The organism is Polaribacter pacificus, assembly GCF_038024035.1.
GTDB classification, from domain to species: Bacteria; Bacteroidota; Bacteroidia; order Flavobacteriales; family Flavobacteriaceae; genus Polaribacter; species Polaribacter pacificus.
Genome location: NZ_CP150664.1, coordinates 1,933,903 through 1,953,435 on the forward strand (window position 1 = coordinate 1,933,903; position 19,533 = coordinate 1,953,435).

Consider the following 19,533-nt stretch of genomic DNA (forward strand, 5'->3'; position numbering starts at 1 on the left):
TTTGCAACTTTAGCCCTTCATTTATCAAAAATTACAAGAAAATATGTAATTTCGCACATTGATTAAAGAGCAGGAAAAAATGAGCACGAAATTTACTGAGTATAAAGGACTTGACCTACCAAAAGTTGCCGAAGAAATCTTAGATTATTGGAACACAGAAAACATCTTTGAAAAGAGCATTAGCTCTCGAGAAGGAAACAAACCGTTTGTGTTTTTTGAAGGGCCTCCATCAGCCAATGGGTTGCCAGGAGTTCATCACGTATTAGCTCGTTCTATTAAAGATATTTTTCCACGCTATAAAACCATGAAAGGTTTTCAGGTAAAGCGTAAAGCAGGATGGGATACTCACGGTCTTCCAATTGAGTTGGGTGTAGAAAAAGAATTGGGAATCACCAAAGAAGATATCGGAACCAAAATATCTGTAGAAGCCTATAATGAAGCTTGTAAAAAAGCGGTGATGCGCTATACGGATATCTGGAATGATATGACCAATAAAATTGGATATTGGGTAGATATGGAAGATCCATATATTACTTACAAATCTAAGTATATGGAGAGTGTTTGGTGGTTGTTAAAGCAGATTTACAATAAGAATTTATTGTACAAGGGCTATACCATTCAGCCCTATTCTCCAAAAGCAGGAACAGGTTTAAGTTCACATGAGTTAAACCAGCCTGGAACCTATCAAGATGTTACAGATACGACTGTTGTCGCGCAATTTAAAACGATAAAAGACAGCCTGCCAGAATTTTTACAAGTTGATGGCGATGTACACTTTTTAGCATGGACAACAACACCTTGGACCCTGCCCAGCAATACTGCATTAACCGTTGGGCCAAAAATTGACTATGTGCTAGTTGAAACTTTTAATCAGTATACTTTTGAGCCGATAAAAGTGGTGTTGGCTAAAAGCTTAGTTGCAAAACAATTTGCTGGAAAAAAGTTTAATCAAGTTAAAGATGTAGCCGATTTAAAAAGCTACACAGAAGCAGACAAACAAATTCCATATTTGATTTTAAACGAATTTAAAGGGAAAGATTTAGTCGGAATAAAATACGAGCAGTTATTAAAATACGCCTTGCCTTATGAAAATCCAGAAAATGCTTTTCGAGTAATTTCAGGAGATTTTGTAACCACAGAAGACGGAACCGGTATCGTACATACTGCACCCACATTTGGTGCTGATGATGCCTTGGTTGCCAAACAAGCGAGTCCAGAAATCCCACCTTTATTGGTTTTAGATGACAACGGAAATCCAGTTCCATTGGTAGATCTACAAGGAAAATTTAGACCAGAGTTGGGTGAGTTTGCCGGGAAATATGTAAAAAATGAATATTATGCTGATGGTGAAGCACCAGAGAAATCTGTAGATGTAGAATTAGCCATCAAATTAAAAACAGAAAATAAAGCCTTTAAGGTTGAGAAGTATGTGCACAGTTATCCAAATTGTTGGAGAACTGATAAGCCAATCTTATACTACCCATTAGATTCTTGGTTTATCAAAGTGACCGATGTAAAAGATCGAATGCATGAATTAAATGAAACCATTAATTGGAAACCAGAATCTACAGGGACAGGACGCTTTGGAAATTGGTTAAAAAATGCCAATGATTGGAATCTTTCACGTTCTCGTTACTGGGGAATCCCATTGCCAATTTGGAGAACCGAAGATGGCAAAGAAGAAATCATGATCGGTTCTGTAGCAGAATTGAAATCTGAAATGGCAAAAGCCATTAGTGCAGGCCTGTTAAAAGAAGATATTTTTGCTGATTTTGAGGTAGGAAACATGTCTGAAGAAAACTATGATACCATTGATTTACACAAAAACATTGTAGATCAGATCGTTTTGGTTTCTAAATCAGGTAAACCGATGAAACGCGAAAGTGATTTAATTGATGTCTGGTTTGATTCTGGGTCGATGCCTTACGCACAATGGCATTATCCATTTGAAAATAAAGAATTAATAGACAATAAAGAATTTTATCCAGCTGATTTTATCGCCGAAGGTGTAGATCAGACAAGAGGCTGGTTTTATACATTGCATGCAATCGGAACCATGGTTTTTGATTCTGTAGCCTATAAAAATGTAGTTTCAAACGGTTTGGTTTTAGATAAAAATGGTCAAAAAATGTCGAAGCGCTTAGGCAACGCCACAGATCCTTTTGAAACCTTAAAAACCTATGGCGCGGATGCCACACGTTGGTATATGATTAGCAATGCCAATCCTTGGGATAATTTAAAGTTTGATGTGGATGGGATTGCAGAGGTCTCTCGAAAATTTTTCGGGACGCTTTACAATACTTATTCGTTTTTTACGCTTTATGCCAATATCGATAAGTTCTCTTATAAAGAAGCAGATATTCCATTAGAAGAACGTCCAGAAATTGATCGTTGGATTTTATCAGAATTGCACTCTTTGATTGCGCGTGTTGATGGATTTTATGGAGACTACGAGCCAACAAAAGCCACGAGAGCTATTTCTGATTTTGTTCAAGAATTATTGAGTAACTGGTATGTTCGTTTGTGTAGAAGACGTTTTTGGAAAGGAGAGTATGAGCAAGATAAAATTTCTGCATATCAAACACTCTACACGTGTATGTTAACGGTAGCCAAATTATCGGCACCGGTTGCGCCATTCTTTATGGATCGTTTGTATAAAGATTTAACCAGCGTAACGGGCAAAGAAACTTTTGAGAGTGTGCACTTAGCAGATTTCCCAGTGTATGATGCTGCTTTTGTAGATGCATCTTTAGAGAGAAAAATGGAGAACGCCCAGATTATCTCTTCATTGGTCTTGTCATTAAGAGCCAAAGAAAAAATCAAAGTTCGTCAGCCATTACAGAAAATAATGATTCCTGTATTGGACGCTCAACAAAAAGAAGAAATTTTAGCCGTTTCTCAGTTAATTAAACACGAGGTAAACGTTAAAGAAATAGAATTGTTAGATGATGCTTCTGGCATCTTGGTCAAGCAAATTAAACCGAACTTTAAAACTTTAGGACCAAAATTTGGAAAAGACATGGGCCTAATTTCTAAAGCAATTCAACAATTTTCGCAGGATGACATCATCAAAATAGAAAAAGATGGAAATTTGATGATACAAATTGCCGGAAAAAGTATAAATTTGGAAACCTCAGATGTAGAAATCTCATCAAAAGACATTGAAGGTTGGTTGGTAGCAAATGCTGCTGGATTAACAGTCGCTTTGGATGTGCATATTTCTGAAGATTTACGAAAAGAAGGAATTGCTAGAGAATTGGTCAATAGAATTCAAAATTTGCGTAAAGATTCTGGTCTTGAGGTTACAGACAAAATACAATTGACTGTTTTAAAGTTTGAAAACTTAGAGGCAGCAGTGCTGGAAAATAAAGACTATATCATGAGTGAAACACTTACCAAAGAACTCAATTTTGTTAGTACTTTAGAGAATGGTACAGATATTGAGTTTGATGATATAAAAAGTAAAATTATAATCCAAAAAATGTAAGCAATGACAGAGAATAAAATTAGATACTCAGATGCAGACTTACAAGAGTTTAAAGAAATCATCTTAAAAAAAATCGCTAGAGCAGAAGAAGATCTAGCGCTCTTGGAAAGTTCTTATAAAAACGGAGCTAATAATGACACCGATGACACTTCTCCTACCTTTAAGTCGTTTGAAGAAGGTTCAGACACTATGAGCAAAGAAGCCAATGTGCAATTGGCTATTCGTCAAGAAAAGTTTATCCGTGATTTAAAGAATGCTTTGTTACGTATAGAAAACAAAACTTATGGAGTTTGTAGAGTTACCGGAAACTTGATCCAAAAAGAACGTTTAAAATTGGTTCCGCATGCTACCTTAAGCATCGAAGCCAAAAGAAAACAATAAATAAAAAAGCAGCGAGTTTCGCTGCTTTTTTTATGGGTTATTTTTAAGGTAAAAATCGTGCCTTTAGTTGAGGTGTCGGAATATAACAGGCTTCTTTTTTGCCGTACCAAGCATACCTGTTTCTTGCAATATAATCATAGACGATGTTTCTGAGTCCTGCAGGCAAAATTAAAAAAGGCGTCAAAAGATTGGTAGGAAAACCCAGTCTTGAGGCTATTTTAAGTGCTGCTGTTGATTTGTAAAATATTTTTTTGTCTGAGGTATACAGAATAATAGAGTCCATTTTTGCCACATCTACTTTAAAATGTGCTAAAATGGCTTGTCCAGTTTCTCCCTGTAATGAGGTAAAGAGAAAGCGTTGCTTTGTGTCCTTGCCAAGCACGTATTGTACAGAGCTGTTACAAAGATTGCAAACTCCATCAAAAAGAATTAATTGTGTTCCCTCTGGTAGTATTGGTAGCATTTGCTTATCTGTTAAATGGGACTTCATTGATCCAATGAAAACCTCGGTTAGTTAGTAAAAATTTCTCTCTATAATCTAGGGTTCGTTTCGTTTTAATTGAAATTGTATCTTTATTATAGAGACCGTTGAGGTAAAAATCACCGTCCACCCCTTCATGATAGGTAAAAGTATATTCTTTTAAATCTGCAGAGGTACTTTTTAGCTGTAAACTTTTCGCAAGACTGTCAATTTTTACAGTAAACCAAAGTTTTTCTCCATTTTTATATTGGATTAGCGCATATTCTTTATGATCTATGAGCAAGTTTTTCCACCCGTTAATTTCTGTCGGTGAATCTGATATTTCCTTACCTTTTTGAATGCTCACTTCTTCTATTTCATACAAACCTCTTAAAGGAAGTGCGGCCTTTGCTTGTATAGAGCGTTCTTTAGAGGCCATTGCATTTATGGTTCCATAACCCAATACATAGCTGAGAAGCAAAATTTTAGCAGCGATTAAGAAAATCTTAAAGCCTTTTTTAAATGGAGGCTGGTAGATGCTGGTTAAAGAAACAGGTTTTCTAAAAAAGAAAAATTGCCATGCTTTATTAAAATCACGTGCAAACAAAAAGGCAGCCATCAAAAATAAATGGGTGGATAATAACTTTACAGGTACATCGTAAAAATAATTTACAGCCATTACATTGGCAGTCGTCATAAGTGTAATGATTAGACCAAAAGTGAGTGTTCTTCTAAATAATAACAAAACGGCTGCCACTTCTGCAAGTCCCATAAAGAGGTTATAGCCTTTTGAAAATCCTAAAAAAGTCCATGCCAGACCCATTGGAGAGGCTTCTCCAAAAGTTTGCGTTAATCGCGAGAAACTCGGTGGTGAAAATTGCAATTGAATTACTTTGACCAGTCCGTAATTGATAAGCATTAATCCAACATACAATCGCAATGAAAGGCTCAACCAATAGTACATTTTAAGGTAATTCTTTGATTTTTTGTCAATCAAACTCCAAATAAGCGTGCTAAAAATTGCTATCAAAGCAATGCTAAATACCAACACATAATCATAGGTAGTATCTCCACTTCCAGAAGGTCCTGTTGGAATTTTAACCTCAATTCCAAAGAAGGTTTTTCCAATCCCGGGAACAAAATTGTAGAACAGGTTTTTAAAAAAATTACCAATAAACCCAAAATATGGATAAGCACCATTGTTTTGTAATAGGATAAACAATGAGAAATAACTAAAGAAAAAACGGAAACTTATTTTTTTTAAAAAAGACCAATGGGTGTTTTCTGACGGGCTTATAGTGTTCATAGTTAGTGGGTTATTGAGTTTGGTAAAACTAAAGTACTATAGATTTATTAAATAATTGAGAATAGTAGAGACATTAACTTTATTTTATACTTTGTTGTAAAGTAGTTGTTAATTTTATTGGTTTTAATGCCCAGAAAAAACACTCGCCATAAAAAGAAAGAAGAATCTTAATAATATTCTTATTTTTGACAAAATAATTAAGCAGATACATGTCAAAAAGAAATATAGCCATCCTCACCATTTTTTTAGCACTACTTATAGATCAAGCGTCTAAAATTTATGTAAAAACTCATTTTTCTATCGGTGAAGAAGTGACTGTGTTTTCTAATTGGTTTTTACTTCATTTTACAGAAAACAACGGAATGGCCTGGGGCTTTGAGTTTGGAGGAAAATCAGGCAAGTTATTTTTGACAATTTTTAGAATATTCGCTGTTTTTGGAATTCTGTACTGGCTGATTAGCAGTATCAAAAAAAATACCCATACCGCTGTCATTATCGCTATTGCATTGGTGTTTTCTGGCGCTGTAGGAAACATCATTGATTCTGTATTTTACGGAGTTATTTTTGACGCGCCAGCTTATGGGGTAGCCACCTTATTTGCAGAGAATCCTTATGGAGAACTTATGCACGGAAGGGTTGTTGATATGTTGTATTTCCCTATCTATGAAGGTGAAAACTTTACCTTTTTTAACGCTATTTTTAATGGAGCAGACTCGTTTATTACCATAGGTGTTATTCTGTTGTTTTTATTTAACAAACAAGCGTTCCCAAAAGAAACTGAAAAATAGAAAATCAGCCTTAGGTTTCAAATTTACTGGCAAAAAAATGGTATTTTCGTAAGATGCCAACAGCTTTAGAAATTCAAGTAAAAACCCTGCCAGACTCTCCTGGAGTTTATCAGTATTATGATAAAGAAGGGCTTATTTTGTATGTTGGTAAAGCCAAAAATTTAAAAAAACGCGTAGCTTCTTATTTTAACAAACAACAAGACAATGGTAAAACTAGGGTTTTGGTTAAAAAAATTGCATCTATCAAGCACATAGTTGTCAACACGGAGACCGATGCACTTTTATTAGAAAACAATCTTATTAAAAAGTACCAGCCAAAGTACAATGTCATGCTCAAGGATGATAAAACCTATCCTTGGATTTGCATAAAAAAAGAGCGGTTTCCCAGAATTTTTCTTACCAGAAACGTCATTAAAGATGGGTCTGAATATTTTGGACCATACACTTCTGTTAGAACGGTAAAGGCCCTGCTTGATCTTATCAAAGAGCTCTATACCTTAAGAACTTGTGCCTATGATCTAAGCAAAACCAATATTAGCAATCACAAATACAAGGTTTGTTTAGAATATCATTTAGGCAACTGCAAGGCGCCCTGTGAAAACTTACAAACCGAGGAGAACTATTTAACAGACATAGAAGCCATTCGGAATATTATCAAAGGGAATTTTAAAGAATCCCTAGAGAAGTTTTCTGAGTTGATGCAAACCTTTGCTGGGCGAATGGAGTTTGAAGAGGCACATAAAATTAAAGAGAAGATAGATCTCTTGGCCAATTATCAATCAAAATCTACGGTGGTAAATCCGAGCATTACCAATGTAGATGTGTTTTCTGTAATTTCTGATGAAAGCTATGCCTATGTCAATTTTTTTAAAATAGCCAATGGGGCTATCATACAATCGCATACTTCAGAAATAAAAAAGAAATTAGACGAAACAGATAAAGAACTTTTAGAACTGGCAATTGTAGAGATCCGTCAGCGATTTCACTCTCAATCCAAAGAAATTTACACCCCTTTTAAGGTAGACCTTGGCGGTGATATTAAAGTAACAGTTCCTAAACTGGGAGATAAAAAAAGAATTGTAGAGCTTTCTATCAGAAATGCTCGGTATTACAGACAAGATCGATTTAAGCAAATAAAAATTGTGGATCCAGATAGGCATGTTAAGAGAATAATGGCTCAGATGCAAAAAGATTTGCGCCTTTCTTCACCCCCTAGACATATTGAGTGTTTTGACAATTCAAACATTCAAGGAACACATCCTGTGGCTGCCTGTGTGGTTTTTAAAGATGGGAAACCCAGCAAGAAAGACTACAGGCACTACAATATAAAAACAGTAGAAGGTCCAGATGATTTTGCCTCGATGGAAGAGGTTGTTTTTAGGCGATATAAGCGCTTATTGGCAGAGAATGAGCCATTGCCTCAGTTAGTTGTTATTGATGGCGGAAAAGGACAGCTATCGTCGGCATTAAAAAGCTTAGATTTATTGGGTTTACGAGGTAGGATTGCCATTATCGGAATTGCCAAAAGGCTCGAAGAAATTTACTATCCAGAAGATCCAATTCCATTGTATTTGGATAAAAAATCAGAGAGTCTTAAGATCATTCAGTTTTTGAGAAATGAGGCCCACAGATTTGGAATTACTTTTCATAGAAATAAAAGAAGTAAAAGCGCTATCCAATCAGAGTTAGAGCAGATTCCAAGCATTGGTAACCAAACCATAACAGTTTTATTGCGAAAATTTAAATCAGCAAAAAGAGTTAAAAGCGCTACATTTGAAGAACTTAAGGCAGAAATCGGAGCCGCTAGGGCTCAGAAAATTATCGATTATTTTAAAGCAGCTTCAATATGATTAAGAAATGCATCCTCTTTTTTTTAATAGGAACTCTTTCCGTTTTTAGTCAAGAAAGACAGCCAAAAGTAGGCTTGGTTCTTAGTGGAGGTGGAGCTAAAGGCTTTGCTCATATTGGTGTTTTAAAAGCCATTGAAAAAGCCGGAATTCAGATCGATTATATTGGAGGTACTAGTATGGGTGCTATTATCGGAGGTTTGTATTCAGCGGGTTATTCTGCTAGTCAAATAGAGAAAATTATTCTGGACACTGATTTTTATGCCTTGTTGCAAGATAAAAACCCACGAAGAACAAAAACACTTTTCGAAAAACAACACGGAGAAAAACACGCAGTAGTTTTACCAGTAAACAAAGGTAAAATTGGACTGCCAAAAGGAGTTTCAAAAGGACAAAATGTATTAAATTTCCTTTCCTATCTTTTATCTCCTGTAGATTCTATCACAGATTTTTCTAAATTACCTATTCCTTTTTTCTGTATTGCAACTGATGTTGAAACTGGAGAAGAGGTGGTTATTAATAAGGGGTCACTAGCCTTGGCGTTAAGAGCCAGTGGATCTTTCCCTACTTTATTAAACCCCGTTGAAATTGATGGCAAGTTGTTGATCGATGGAGGTGTTTCAAATAATTTCCCTGTGGATATTCTTAAAAGCAAAGGAGTTGATATTATTATTGGTGTAGATGTTCAAGGAAAATTATACAACAAAGAAGATATAAACTCTGTATTAGATGTGCTCAATCAGGTAACCAGTTATCAGATGTACAAAAAATCTTCAGAGCAATCTAAAGAAGTAGATGTATACGTTAGGCCTCAAGTAACTGATTATTCTGTGGTGTCTTTTGAAGACTCTAAAAGTATTTTAGAACAAGGAAGATTAGCCGCCGATTTACACTCCAAAACTTTTGATAGTATTGCTGCTTTGCAAAAAGTTAGGAAGCCCATCCCTCAAATAAAAACCAAACGCGTTAAATTTCTTTTAGATAAAATAGAGATATCAGGGAATGAAAATTATACAAGAGCTTTTGTTTTAGGAGCGATGAAAATTTCTGAAGGTGATTCTATTACCGCAAAAGCAATTTCAGATAAAATCAACTATTTGTCATCGACCAATAATTTTCAGCGAATCGATTTTAATTTGCAAAATACGGATCGAGGAAAAAAGTTAGAGCTAAAAGTAAAAGAGAGCACCCAAAAAGCCAATATCAAACTCGGAATCCATTATGATTTGCTTTATGAATCTGCTGTACTAGTTAATTATACCCATAAAAACCTATTGGTTAAAAATGATGAGTTAACACTTGATTTTATCATAGGTGATTCTCCTAGGTTTAACCTAGACTTTTTTGTGGATAATGGTTTTTATTACAGTTATGGGTTTTCTAGTAGATACAATAGCTTTAATACCAATATTGCTATAGATGACCCTCTACTTAATTCTATGAATGTTCAATTTACTGATTTTACTAGTAATGCCTATATGCAAACAACTTTTGATAGGAAGTTTGCTATAGGAATTGGCCTTGAATATAAAAAACTAAAATACAGTTCAAAAAATGTTACCGGCGCCAACAATCAACCAATAATTTTTGACAACAGTCATTACTTTAATGCAATTTCGTATCTAAATTTAGATACCTATGACGATAAAAATTTCCCAACCAAAGGGTTTTATCTAGACGCAAAATACACCTGGTACTTTTGGTCTTCTGACTACCTTAATAACTTTGTTCAGTTTTCCCAAATTAAAGGAAAGCTAGGTTTTGTTAAGAGCTTATCACCTAAATTTAGTTTTGAGTATGTTTCTGATGCTGGGTTTACCTTAGGTAAGGTTGCTTCAGAGGTTTTTGATTTTTCTTTGGGTGGATACAATCAAAATTTCATTAACAACTTTACTCCACTCTACGGATATGATATTAAAAGTTTATCAGATCAGGCTTTTGTTAAGTCTACATTTAATTTTAGATATCAATTATTAAAAAACCACTATGTCAGTTTTTTAGCTAATTACGCACGGGTTGCAAGCAGTGTTTTTAAAAATGGAGATTTCTTTCAAGACACAAAATCAGGTTATGCAGTAGGGTATAGTTTAAAAACTTTTTTAGGCCCGATAGACTTAAAATACTCTTGGTCTCCAGATACAAAAAACCATTATTGGTATTTTAATTTGGGTTTCTGGTTTTAGCCCAATGTTAATTTAATGTTACCAAAATGTTTTTTTATTGTAAAAAAATGCTATATTTGTGTCAGTTGTTAACATTAAATATACAGAACATGAAAAAAATAGCCACCTTAATTTTAGTATTTGCAGTTGCATTTACATACGCTCAAGAAAAAAGTCCAGTATTTGAAAAAGCAGGAGATTTGGTCAAGGCAACCTATTTTTATGAAGATGGTTCTGTAAAAGAGCAAGGCTTCTTTAAAGATAAAAAGCTTACTGGTCAATGGGTTCAGTTTGATCAACAAGGAAACAAAACCATGATCGCTCAATACAAAGAAGGAAATAAAGTTGGAAGATGGTTTTCTTTAAAGGGAAATCTTATTAAAGAAATTAACTTTCAAAAGAATGTGATTGTAAGTGTTAAGAGCATTGATAGAGAAACTGTATTGGCCCTAAATAACGATTAAGGGATACACTAAAATAAAGATTTATAAACCTCGACCTTTTGGTCGGGGTTTTTTATGCTCAAAATTTTGCATAAAAAAAACCGCATCTATTGGATGCGGTTTCTAGTTTTTGATATTTATTGCCTTACTTACTTTTCTTATATTCAAATTTAAATTGTAAGTACTGATAAGCATCTCTTGGTAATACTCGAATCCACTTTTTGTATTTTAAAAACCATCTAAAACGAATAGATGTTACACCTTGTTTAAGGTATGATGCAATAAAAGGATGTGCGTTTATCGTTATATCCTTTAAGTCTTTACCACTAGAAATTAATTTTTCTAGATCAGCTTCAATTTTATCAATTAAAACAATAGGGGCTTCAACTTCTCCATTTTTATTGGGGTTGGGCTCACGTGTTTTAATTTCTAATTCTGGCCTCACTCTTTGTCTGGTTATCTGAACCAGTCCAAATTTACTTGGAGGTAGGATCTTGTGCTTGGTCCTATCATAAGACATTTCATCTTTTAAGCATTGGTACAGCTTTTGTCTATTTTCTGCACTTTGCATATCGATGAAATCCACTACGATAATTCCACCCATATCTCGTAACTGTAATTGTCTGGCAATCTCTTTTGCAGCAATTAAGTTAACCTCTAGGGCTGTATCCTCTTGTGAATTAGCTTTGTTTGATCTGTTACCACTATTTACGTCTATAACATGTAATGCTTCGGTGTGTTCAATCACTAAATAAGCTCCTTTGCTCATTGAGGTTGTTTTACCGAAAGAAGTTTTAATTTGACGCTCTATCCCATATTTTTCGAAAATGGGAGTACTAGAATCGTGTAATTTTACAATTTTCTCCTTTTCAGGATTGATTTCTTGTAAATATTCTTTAATTTCTACATACAACGTTTCATCGTTGGTAACAATATTTGTAAAAGAATCATTCATAACATCTCTTAAAATAGAAGATGCTCTGTTTAACTCACTTAAAATTTTGGTTGGTGTGTTTTTATTAGTAATGCTTTTGCACATACTCTTCCAACGTTCTAATGAGTTTTGTAAATCTCTATCAAGTTCTGCTACCTTTTTTCCTTCAGCAACAGTTCTTAAAATAACACCAAAACCTTTAGGCTTGATGCTTTGAGCTAATCTTTTTAAACGTTCTTTTTCTTTGGAATCTTCTATTTTTTGTGAGACAGAAACTCGATTAGAAAAAGGAACTAAAACTAAATACCTACCAGCTATTGAAAGCTCAGAACTCAAACGTGGTCCTTTAGTAGATATGGGTTCTTTTACAATTTGTACTAATAAATTCTGTCCTGTTTTAATGACATCATTTATGCTTCCGTTTTTGTCAATGTCGTTTTCAAAACGGAAATTTTTGAGTGTGAATTCTTTGTAATTACCTGTGCTTACTTTCTTAAGGAATGTGTTTAAAGAGTTTACCTGTGCACCTAAATCATGATAGTGCAAAAAGCCATCTTTAGGATAGCCTACATTTACAAAAGCAGCATTTAAGCCCGACAACACTTTTCCTACTTTGGCGAGAAAAATATCGCCTACAGAAAACTTGTTATCGTTTGTCTCTTTATTTAATTCAATAAGTTTACCATCTCTTAGTAAGGCAAAATCAATATCAGAAGAATTTGAACGAATAATTAATTCTGTTTTCATTCTGAAGTTGGTTTTAAACTACACGGCGAAATGCCAGTGTAGATGGTTAAAATAATGTACAGGGTTTTGCCTGTATGAAGTGTTTAAACTTCTTGTCAATGAACTTGTGAGCTTTTTTTAAAGCAAATAAGAAAAAGTAAGCGGATGCTTACTTTTTCTTATGTCTGTTTGCTCTTGCTCTTTTCTTACGTTTGTGCGTAGAGATTTTTGCTCTCTTTCTTTTTTTACCACTTGGCATAATTAAAGTGTTTTAAAAACCAATTAAGGTTTTGATTAATAATGTTATATTATTTTACTAATACGTTATTTTTTACTCCTTCAGTAAAAGTTTTTGCTGGTTTAAAAGCAGGAATGTTGTGAGCAGGAATCTTGATCGTTGTGTTTTTAGAAATATTTCTACCTGTTTTTTCTGCTCTTGTTTTGATAATAAAACTACCAAAACCTCTTAGGTATACATTATCTCCATTTTCCAATGCATCTTTAACCTCATTCATAAATGCTTCAACTGTCGCCAAAACATCTGTCTTTTCTATTCCAGATTTATCCGAAATTTTTGATACGATATCTGCTTTCGTCATGTTACTATATTTGTTTGTTTATTTTCAAAATTGCGGGTGCAAATATATGATAATTAATCTATTTCAAAAAGTTAAACACCTAAAATTATGTGAATATTATGATGTAATTTTGCGAGAATAATCATTTACATGACTTTTTCTAATAAATTAATATTCTGGTATTTACAAAACGATCGAGATTTACCTTGGCGAAAAACACGAAATCCATATTTTATTTGGCTTTCTGAAATCATGTTACAGCAAACTAGAGTTCAACAAGGCTTGTCATACTATTTGGTTTTTACCAAAGAATTTCCAACTGTTTTCGATTTGGCAAATGCATCCGAGTCAAAGGTACTCAAATTATGGCAAGGATTGGGATATTATTCAAGAGCAAGAAATTTACATGCAACCGCCCAATACATTGCTTCTGATTTAAATGGCATTTTTCCAGATAACTATACAGATTTAAAAAAACTAAAAGGAGTTGGTGATTATACAGCTTCTGCAATTGCCTCCATTTGTTACGAACATCCAGAGGCAGTAGTTGATGGTAATGTATACAGAGTTTTAGCGCGACATTTTGGAAGGCAAACGGCCATAAACTCGAGCTTGGGGATTAAAGAATTTAAAGCGCTAGCGCAAGAGTTAATAGACCCTAAACAACCAGGAACGTTTAACCAGGCAATTATGGATTTTGGAGCCTTACACTGCAAGCCACAAAACCCTTTGTGCACTAGTTGTCCGCTCCAAAACAGCTGTGTAGCTTTTACAACCAATACGGTAAAAGAGTTACCAGTTAAAGAAAAAAAGACCAAAGTTAAGCAGCGTTATTTTAATTATTTGGTGCTGCTTACCAAAGAAAATAAGACCGTATTTACAGAAAGAAAAGGCAAGGGAATTTGGCAAGGACTCTATGAGTTTCCACTTGTAGAAACTACGAATTCTGTAGAAGAATCAGAGCTGGTTTATGCTGCTGAATTTAAAAAATACATTAAAGAAGAAGCAAAAATTGTGTTGTTTAACAAAGAAGATACTGTACACAAACTTTCACACCAACATTTGCATACCAAATTTTGGCTGGTAAAATTAGATGAGCATAAGGATGCAGAAATCTCATGGGATACACTTCAAAAGTATCCTGTACCTGTATTGATTGCTAATTTTTTAGAAGAGTTGGATACTTTAAATGGATATTTTTAGTACATTTGATAGGTTGAAAAACAGATAAGTTATGGCTGGAACATTGAACAAAGTGATGCTTATAGGGCATTTAGGAGATGAAGTTAAGATGCACTATTTTGAAGGTGGAAATTCGATTGGTCGGTTTCCAATAGCGACCAATGAAAGTTTTACTAACAAACAAACTGGAGAAAAAGTAACCAACACAGAATGGCACAATGTGGTCGTTAGAAATAAGTTGGCCGAGATTTGTGAAAAATACCTTAGCAAAGGCGATAAAGTTTATTGTGAAGGCCGGATCAAAACAAGACAATGGGAGCAAGATGGCCAGAAAAAATACACCACAGAAATTCATGTTGTCGATATGACTTTTTTAAGCACTAAAAAAGAAACAACAAAACCAGAATCACAGAACCAACAGCAGCCGAATTCTTCTAGCAATCCATCCGATAGCCAAGAAAATGACGACCTGCCATTTTAGATTTAAAAACCTTTAGAATTGGACCCAGAACCCGCGAGTATATTTTTAACGATTGCATTTAGCATTGATTGGTTGCTAACTTTTGACAGTATCGGATTGGTACTTTTATTAATTTGTTCTGCTTTAATTTCGGGGACCGAAGTTGCTTTTTTCTCTCTTTCACAAACTGTTTTAGACAAGCATGCCGAAGAAACAAAAGGCGAGAGTCTTGTTATTCGATTGTTGCAAAGACCTAAGAAACTATTAGCAACCATTTTAATTACAAATAACTTTATTAATATCTTAATTGTTTTGTTATTTGCAAATCTTGGAGGAATTCTCTTCTCTGAGATTAATTACAATCTAAACCTCTATTTCTTTGAGGTTTCAGTTCGCTTTTTAATAGAAGTTGTTCTGGTTACCTTTTTAATTCTTTTGTTTGGAGAGGTCTTGCCAAAGGTCTATGCCACCAGAAACTCCTTGAAGTTTGCGCTACTAATGTCAAAACCAATTAAGGCACTTAATGTTGTTTTAAGTCCTTTAAGCTTGCCTCTAATAAGGCTTACAAAGATTGTAGAAAACAGATTGGGAGATCGAAGTCATGATTTTTCTGTAGAGAAATTATCACAGGCACTAGAGCTTACCTCAGACAATGGTTCTAGTAAAGATGAGCAAAAAATATTAAAAGGAATTGTCTCTTTTGGAAATACAGAAACGGTGCAAATAATGAAGCCTCGGATTGATATTTTTGCCATTTCTGATGAAGAACCCTATGAAGAAGTCTTGGCTAAAATTTTAAAAAATGGGTATTCAAGAAACCCAGTATACAAGAATTCTATTGATAATATTACAGGGGTTTTGTACGCCAAAGATTTGTTAGCTCATTTAGATAAAACAAAACTTAAATGGCAAGACCTGCAAAGAGATCCATTTTTTGTCCCTGAAAACAAAAAATTAGATGATTTGCTCAGCGAGTTTCAAGACAAGAAAAATCACTTAGCAATTGTTGTTGATGAGTATGGTGGTACTAGTGGAATTGTTACCTTAGAAGATGTTATAGAGGAGATTGTTGGGGATATTAACGATGAGTTTGATGATGAAGATCTATCGTACTCTAAATTGGATGAAAACAATTATGTTTTTGAAGGGAAAACCACCATCAAAGATTTTTGTAAGGTGATGCATGTTAAGGATGAATCTGTTTTTGAAGAAGAAAAAGGAGAGTCAGAAACCTTGGCTGGTTTTATCTTAGAAGTTTACGGAAGGTTCCCTAAAAAGGGAGAGAAAATTAGCTTTCTTAACTTTTTATTTACCATAGAGGTTCTAGATAGAAAACGCATCAAGCAGGTAAAAGTCACTCGAACACCTACTAAAGTTTAGGCGCCAATCTCTTTTGCCTTTCTGCTTTGTAGCCACAAATAACATTGCAATCCAAATAAAACAGCTCCTGCTAGTAAATGAGTTGCTTGTGTTCCTAAAGGGAAGGAAGCATAATACATTAAGATCCCAGTTAAAGTTTCTAAGAAGAGTAAGCCTAGAATCCAATTAACTAAAGAGTAGCCTAGATTTTTAACCTGATTGATATAAAACAATCCAAGATTTACTGCTATTATGGCGATGGTAAATGATCGGTGAAAGTAAAACTTAAAGTTTGGATTTAACAGGCTGTAATTTTTATTCTCAAAACCAAATAATTTAACCTGCTCATCTATAAATTGACGTACCTGAGTTCCCAACGCAATCTGTATCAAAGAGAAAACGACAGAGATAATAAGTAATTTATTAAATAAAGAATGGTAAGGATGTGCTTTTTTAGGTTTTGAACTCAACGTTGTTGCGGAGATATACATCAAACGCAGTAAGATTCCAATAATTACTAATCCACCGACCATGTGTATGGTAATAATGGTAGGTTTTAGATTCGAATCTACGACTGTTTTTCCTAGCCATGCTTGCACGAGCATTAAGAAAAAGGCCAAGAAAGAAAGCGCGACTATTTCTTTGTTTTCTTTTCTGTAAGCCCAAGCGCTAATAAGTAAAAAAACAAAAGCAAACCCAGCAAGTACAGAAGTTAATCGGTTAATGTATTCTGTCCAGGTGTGATATTTGTTAAAGCTTGCGTAATTGTGTTTGGTGTATTTTTCCCAGTTATTTAAATTAAAATTGGCACCAGAAGTCAATCTTTTTTGAGCGACAAAAAGTGCCTTATCCTTAATGATAATCATGCCTTTGTTGTATGCTGCATCTGGTTTCCAGGTAATCTGATCTTCAGAGGTGGGTGGAATATAATAGCCAAAACACTTTGGCCAATCAGGGCAGCCCATCCCAGAGCCAGTCATACGAACAACAGAGCCTGCTAAAAAAATAACATAGACTGATATAAGAGCAATCTTAACAAATAAAGGGAAGCGTTTTTTCAAAATCAGCTGATTTTTATTTACCCGGAGTTTCTTCTAGAACTTCTTTAACCTCTTTTACAGTGTACAAATCACCACCAGCGATTCCATTGACAAAGGTTTCAATTTCTTTGGCAGATATTTGGTTTGCATCATATTCTACAAGACCTAAACTGTCTGTAAAGATTACTTTAGCATTGGTAATTCCCGCCATTTTTGAAAGTTTTGATTGGATGGTTTTTGCGCAGCCAATTTCACAGGTCATTCCAGAAATAGCTAAAGCTATTTTTTTTGGATTAGGTTCTTTTTGAACAAGGACTTCGTTGGTATTTTGTGTTTCTGATTTACAAGAAATAAGTGTGCTAGTTGCAAGTAAAACAGCAAAAACTAGTTTGTGAATTTTCATAATTGAAAGAAGTTATTTTAAGATAGTACAAAGTTATTAATAAATTGCTTTAAAACGGTATTTTTGAGCGATTTTTGCACTGTCTTAAATAGCATATAGTATGAAAGTAGCCTATCAAAAATGGTTATATTTAAGTATCCTAGCATTGGTGTGGGGTAGCTCTTTTATTTTGATGAAAAAAGCGCTTATAAGCCTAAGTCCAATTCAGTTAGGTGCTTTGCGAATCGTAATAGCAGCACTTTTTTTATTTCTTATCGGATTTAAGAGTCTAAAGAAGATTCAAAAAAAACATTGGAAGTACATTCTTGCCACTGCGCTATTTGGTACTTTTTTTCCTGTTTTTTTATTCGCTTATGCGGTTAAAGGTATTGATAGTTCTATCGTTTCAATACTTAATTCACTAACGCCATTTAATACATTGCTCTTTGGTGCTTGGGTCTTTGGATTCCATTTTAAAAAGGGGCAATTAATTGGAGTGTTTATCGGATTGATAGGAACTGTTCTTCTAATTTTAAACGGCGCTGATTTGCATCCAAACCAAAATTATGCTTCTGCTTTTTTAATTGTAATCGCCTCTGTGGGCTATGCTTTTAATGTAAACATTGTTAAGAAGTATTTGAGTGATTTAAGTGCATTAAGCATTGTGGTTGGAAATTTTTTAATCTTATTTATACCAGCGTTAATCGTACTTGCTTCTACAGGGTTTTTTACAGACTTTGAATTGAAAACTCCTCAGTTACACTCGTTAGGGTATATTACCATATTGGCGATTTTTGGTACCGGTATCGCAAAGGTGATATACAATAAAATGGTGCACTTAGCCAATCCTCTTTTTGCTTCTTCTGTTACCTATCTTATTCCAATAGTCGCTGTGATGTGGGGCATGTTAGATGGTGAGCAATTAAGTTTGACTCAGCTCTTAGCAGGAGGTATTATATTGTTTGGGGTGTATTTGAGCAATACCGCTAAGTAAGGTATTTGTTCTCTGAGTTTTATAAAAGCTTGAGGCAGAAAAAATTACTTTTTATAAAAATTGTAAATTCACAATAAAAATGTATATTTGCACCCGCATTTTCATTAAGAAGATGCATTCATAAAGTATTAATACGCAAAACTAATAGTATGTACGCAATCGTAGAGATAGCAGGGCAGCAGTTTAAAGTAGCAAAAGACCAAAAGGTATACGTTCATCGTTTACAAGGAGAAGAAGGATCAAAAGTAACTTTTGATAATGTTCTTTTAGTAGCAGATAATGGAACGGTAACTATTGGCGCCCCAGCTATAGAAGGAGCCGCAGTAACGGCTAAGATTTTAGGTCACCTTAAAGGTGATAAAGTAATCGTTTTTAAGAAAAAACGTAGAAAAGGTTACAAAAAGAAAAACGGACATCGTCAGTATTTGAGCGAGATTCAAATTGAATCTATCGCTTCAACTGGTGCTAAAAAAACAGCAAAAAAAGAAGCAGCTCCTAAAAAAGCAGCTCCTAAAGCTGAGGTAAAAGAATCAGCTACTGTTGATTATAGCTCAATGACTGTTGCAGAATTAAAAGCTGCCGCTAAAGAACAAGGTATCTCTGGATATACTTCTTTAAAGAAAGCAGAATTAATTGAAGCGTTAACTAAATAAGAAACCAATTTTAAAACCATAGAATCATGGCACATAAAAAAGGAGTAGGTAGTTCGAAGAATGGTAGAGAATCAGAATCGAAACGACTAGGAGTTAAAATTTTTGGAGGACAAGCTGCAATTGCAGGAAATATCATTGTTCGTCAAAGAGGAACCACGCACAACCCAGGAGAGAATGTATATATGGGGAAAGACCATACTTTACATGCTAAAGTTGATGGAGTTGTACAATTTCAAAAGAAAAGAGATAATAAATCATATGTTTCTGTAGACCCATTTGAGGTTTAGTAGACTAGATTTTATAATTATTAAAACCGCTTAAACATTTATTTGTTTAAGCGGTTTTTGTTTT

Annotated in this window: 18 protein-coding genes; 12 read left to right on the top strand and 6 right to left on the bottom strand. The window is 34.4% G+C overall.

Translation table 11 applies throughout. The annotated features are described in order from the left end of the window. Positions 1-79: 79 nt before the first annotated feature. Together ileS and WHC90_RS08755 are read left to right on the top strand one after the other, a co-directional pair. Complete coding sequence (ileS, locus tag WHC90_RS08750) at positions 80-3,487, top strand: isoleucine--tRNA ligase (protein ID WP_188598097.1); 3,408 nt, start codon at positions 80-82, stop codon at positions 3,485-3,487. A gap of 3 nt (positions 3,488-3,490) precedes the next feature. Beyond that, the gene (locus tag WHC90_RS08755) at positions 3,491-3,868 is read left to right on the top strand and encodes a TraR/DksA family transcriptional regulator (RefSeq protein ID WP_188598098.1); all 378 of its coding nucleotides are present in this window, start codon (positions 3,491-3,493) and stop codon (positions 3,866-3,868) included. Between the two features lie 43 nt (positions 3,869-3,911). Here the strand turns inward: WHC90_RS08755 and WHC90_RS08760 are convergent, their stop codons facing one another. Next, complete coding sequence (locus WHC90_RS08760) at positions 3,912-4,331, bottom strand: thiol-disulfide oxidoreductase DCC family protein (protein WP_188598099.1); 420 nt, start codon at positions 4,329-4,331, stop codon at positions 3,912-3,914. A 4-nt stretch (positions 4,332-4,335) separates the two neighbouring features. Continuing rightward, a complete protein-coding gene (locus WHC90_RS08765; protein ID WP_188598100.1) occupies positions 4,336-5,634 on the bottom strand; it encodes a hypothetical protein in 1,299 nt (432 codons plus the stop codon). A gap of 209 nt (positions 5,635-5,843) precedes the next feature. Here WHC90_RS08765 and WHC90_RS08770 point away from each other — a divergent pair, with 209 nt between their 5' ends. From WHC90_RS08770 to WHC90_RS08785, 4 genes are all read left to right on the top strand, one after another. Beyond that, complete coding sequence (locus WHC90_RS08770; protein WP_188598101.1) at positions 5,844-6,422, top strand: lipoprotein signal peptidase; 579 nt, start codon at positions 5,844-5,846, stop codon at positions 6,420-6,422. Positions 6,423-6,475: 53 nt separating this feature from the next. Next, positions 6,476-8,272, top strand: a complete 1,797-nt coding sequence (gene uvrC / locus WHC90_RS08775) for an excinuclease ABC subunit UvrC (protein WP_188598102.1) — start codon at positions 6,476-6,478, stop codon at positions 8,270-8,272. Continuing rightward, positions 8,269-10,452, top strand: a complete 2,184-nt coding sequence (locus WHC90_RS08780; RefSeq protein ID WP_188598103.1) for a patatin-like phospholipase family protein — start codon at positions 8,269-8,271, stop codon at positions 10,450-10,452. The genes uvrC and WHC90_RS08780 overlap by 4 nt, the downstream gene beginning before the upstream one ends. Positions 10,453-10,541: 89 nt before the next feature. After that, entirely contained in the window at positions 10,542-10,895 is a 354-nt protein-coding gene (locus WHC90_RS08785; RefSeq protein ID WP_188598104.1) for a toxin-antitoxin system YwqK family antitoxin, read from the top strand. Between the two features lie 124 nt (positions 10,896-11,019). On the opposite strand, the gene WHC90_RS08790 is transcribed toward WHC90_RS08785, so the two are convergent. Together WHC90_RS08790 and WHC90_RS08795 are read right to left on the bottom strand one after the other, a co-directional pair. After that, positions 11,020-12,555, bottom strand: a complete 1,536-nt coding sequence (locus WHC90_RS08790; protein WP_188598105.1) for an Rne/Rng family ribonuclease — start codon at positions 12,553-12,555, stop codon at positions 11,020-11,022. A 287-nt stretch (positions 12,556-12,842) separates the two neighbouring features. Beyond that, a complete protein-coding gene (locus tag WHC90_RS08795; RefSeq protein ID WP_188598106.1) occupies positions 12,843-13,133 on the bottom strand; it encodes an HU family DNA-binding protein in 291 nt (96 codons plus the stop codon). A gap of 129 nt (positions 13,134-13,262) precedes the next feature. On the opposite strand from WHC90_RS08795, the gene mutY reads away from it, so the two are divergent. The 3 genes from mutY to WHC90_RS08810 are packed head-to-tail and all read left to right on the top strand — an operon-like array spanning position 13,263 to position 16,134. Further along, positions 13,263-14,315 (top strand): A/G-specific adenine glycosylase, encoded by a 1,053-nt coding sequence (mutY, locus tag WHC90_RS08800; RefSeq protein ID WP_188598107.1) that lies wholly within the window; start codon positions 13,263-13,265, stop codon positions 14,313-14,315. Between the two features lie 31 nt (positions 14,316-14,346). Further along, a complete protein-coding gene (locus WHC90_RS08805; protein WP_188598108.1) occupies positions 14,347-14,775 on the top strand; it encodes a single-stranded DNA-binding protein in 429 nt (142 codons plus the stop codon). 18 nt (positions 14,776-14,793) lie between these two features. After that, the gene (locus WHC90_RS08810) at positions 14,794-16,134 is read left to right on the top strand and encodes a gliding motility-associated protein GldE (RefSeq protein WP_188598109.1); all 1,341 of its coding nucleotides are present in this window, start codon (positions 14,794-14,796) and stop codon (positions 16,132-16,134) included. Here the strand turns inward: WHC90_RS08810 and WHC90_RS08815 are convergent. Next, complete coding sequence (locus WHC90_RS08815; RefSeq protein WP_188598110.1) at positions 16,131-17,174, bottom strand: COX15/CtaA family protein; 1,044 nt, start codon at positions 17,172-17,174, stop codon at positions 16,131-16,133. The genes WHC90_RS08810 and WHC90_RS08815 overlap by 4 nt on opposite strands. A 13-nt stretch (positions 17,175-17,187) precedes the next feature. Continuing rightward, positions 17,188-17,556, bottom strand: coding sequence for a heavy-metal-associated domain-containing protein (locus tag WHC90_RS08820; RefSeq protein ID WP_188598111.1), 369 nt, complete (start codon positions 17,554-17,556; stop codon positions 17,188-17,190). Positions 17,557-17,656: 100 nt separating this feature from the next. Here WHC90_RS08820 and WHC90_RS08825 point away from each other — a divergent pair, with 100 nt between their 5' ends. The 3 genes from WHC90_RS08825 (at position 17,657) to rpmA (ending at position 19,469) form a co-directional block, all read left to right on the top strand. After that, positions 17,657-18,529 (top strand): DMT family transporter, encoded by an 873-nt coding sequence (locus WHC90_RS08825; protein WP_188598112.1) that lies wholly within the window; start codon positions 17,657-17,659, stop codon positions 18,527-18,529. Between the two features lie 149 nt (positions 18,530-18,678). Next, complete coding sequence (gene rplU / locus WHC90_RS08830) at positions 18,679-19,182, top strand: 50S ribosomal protein L21 (RefSeq protein WP_188598113.1); 504 nt, start codon at positions 18,679-18,681, stop codon at positions 19,180-19,182. A gap of 26 nt (positions 19,183-19,208) precedes the next feature. Beyond that, complete coding sequence (rpmA, locus tag WHC90_RS08835; protein WP_188598114.1) at positions 19,209-19,469, top strand: 50S ribosomal protein L27; 261 nt, start codon at positions 19,209-19,211, stop codon at positions 19,467-19,469. The last annotated feature ends 64 nt before the right edge of the window (positions 19,470-19,533 follow it).

Excerpts from the sequence above, each read along its gene's own strand:
- mutY (WP_188598107.1), top strand. The coding sequence starts at position 13,263 with ATGACTTTTTCTAATAAATTAATATTCTGGTATTTACAAAACGATCGA.
- WHC90_RS08765 (WP_188598100.1), bottom strand. The coding sequence starts at position 5,634 with ATGAACACTATAAGCCCGTCAGAAAACACCCATTGGTCTTTTTTAAAA.
- WHC90_RS08820 (WP_188598111.1), bottom strand. The coding sequence starts at position 17,556 with ATGAAAATTCACAAACTAGTTTTTGCTGTTTTACTTGCAACTAGCACA.
- WHC90_RS08805 (WP_188598108.1), top strand. The coding sequence starts at position 14,347 with ATGGCTGGAACATTGAACAAAGTGATGCTTATAGGGCATTTAGGAGAT.
- WHC90_RS08770 (WP_188598101.1), top strand. The coding sequence starts at position 5,844 with ATGTCAAAAAGAAATATAGCCATCCTCACCATTTTTTTAGCACTACTT.
- WHC90_RS08790 (WP_188598105.1), bottom strand. The coding sequence starts at position 12,555 with ATGAAAACAGAATTAATTATTCGTTCAAATTCTTCTGATATTGATTTT.
- rplU (WP_188598113.1), top strand. The coding sequence starts at position 18,679 with ATGTACGCAATCGTAGAGATAGCAGGGCAGCAGTTTAAAGTAGCAAAA.
- WHC90_RS08785 (WP_188598104.1), top strand. The coding sequence starts at position 10,542 with ATGAAAAAAATAGCCACCTTAATTTTAGTATTTGCAGTTGCATTTACA.
- ileS (WP_188598097.1), top strand. The coding sequence starts at position 80 with ATGAGCACGAAATTTACTGAGTATAAAGGACTTGACCTACCAAAAGTT.
- uvrC (WP_188598102.1), top strand. The coding sequence starts at position 6,476 with ATGCCAACAGCTTTAGAAATTCAAGTAAAAACCCTGCCAGACTCTCCT.
- WHC90_RS08760 (WP_188598099.1), bottom strand. The coding sequence starts at position 4,331 with ATGCTACCAATACTACCAGAGGGAACACAATTAATTCTTTTTGATGGA.
- WHC90_RS08780 (WP_188598103.1), top strand. The coding sequence starts at position 8,269 with ATGATTAAGAAATGCATCCTCTTTTTTTTAATAGGAACTCTTTCCGTT.
- WHC90_RS08825 (WP_188598112.1), top strand. The coding sequence starts at position 17,657 with ATGAAAGTAGCCTATCAAAAATGGTTATATTTAAGTATCCTAGCATTG.
- rpmA (WP_188598114.1), top strand. The coding sequence starts at position 19,209 with ATGGCACATAAAAAAGGAGTAGGTAGTTCGAAGAATGGTAGAGAATCA.
- WHC90_RS08795 (WP_188598106.1), bottom strand. The coding sequence starts at position 13,133 with ATGACGAAAGCAGATATCGTATCAAAAATTTCGGATAAATCTGGAATA.
- WHC90_RS08755 (WP_188598098.1), top strand. The coding sequence starts at position 3,491 with ATGACAGAGAATAAAATTAGATACTCAGATGCAGACTTACAAGAGTTT.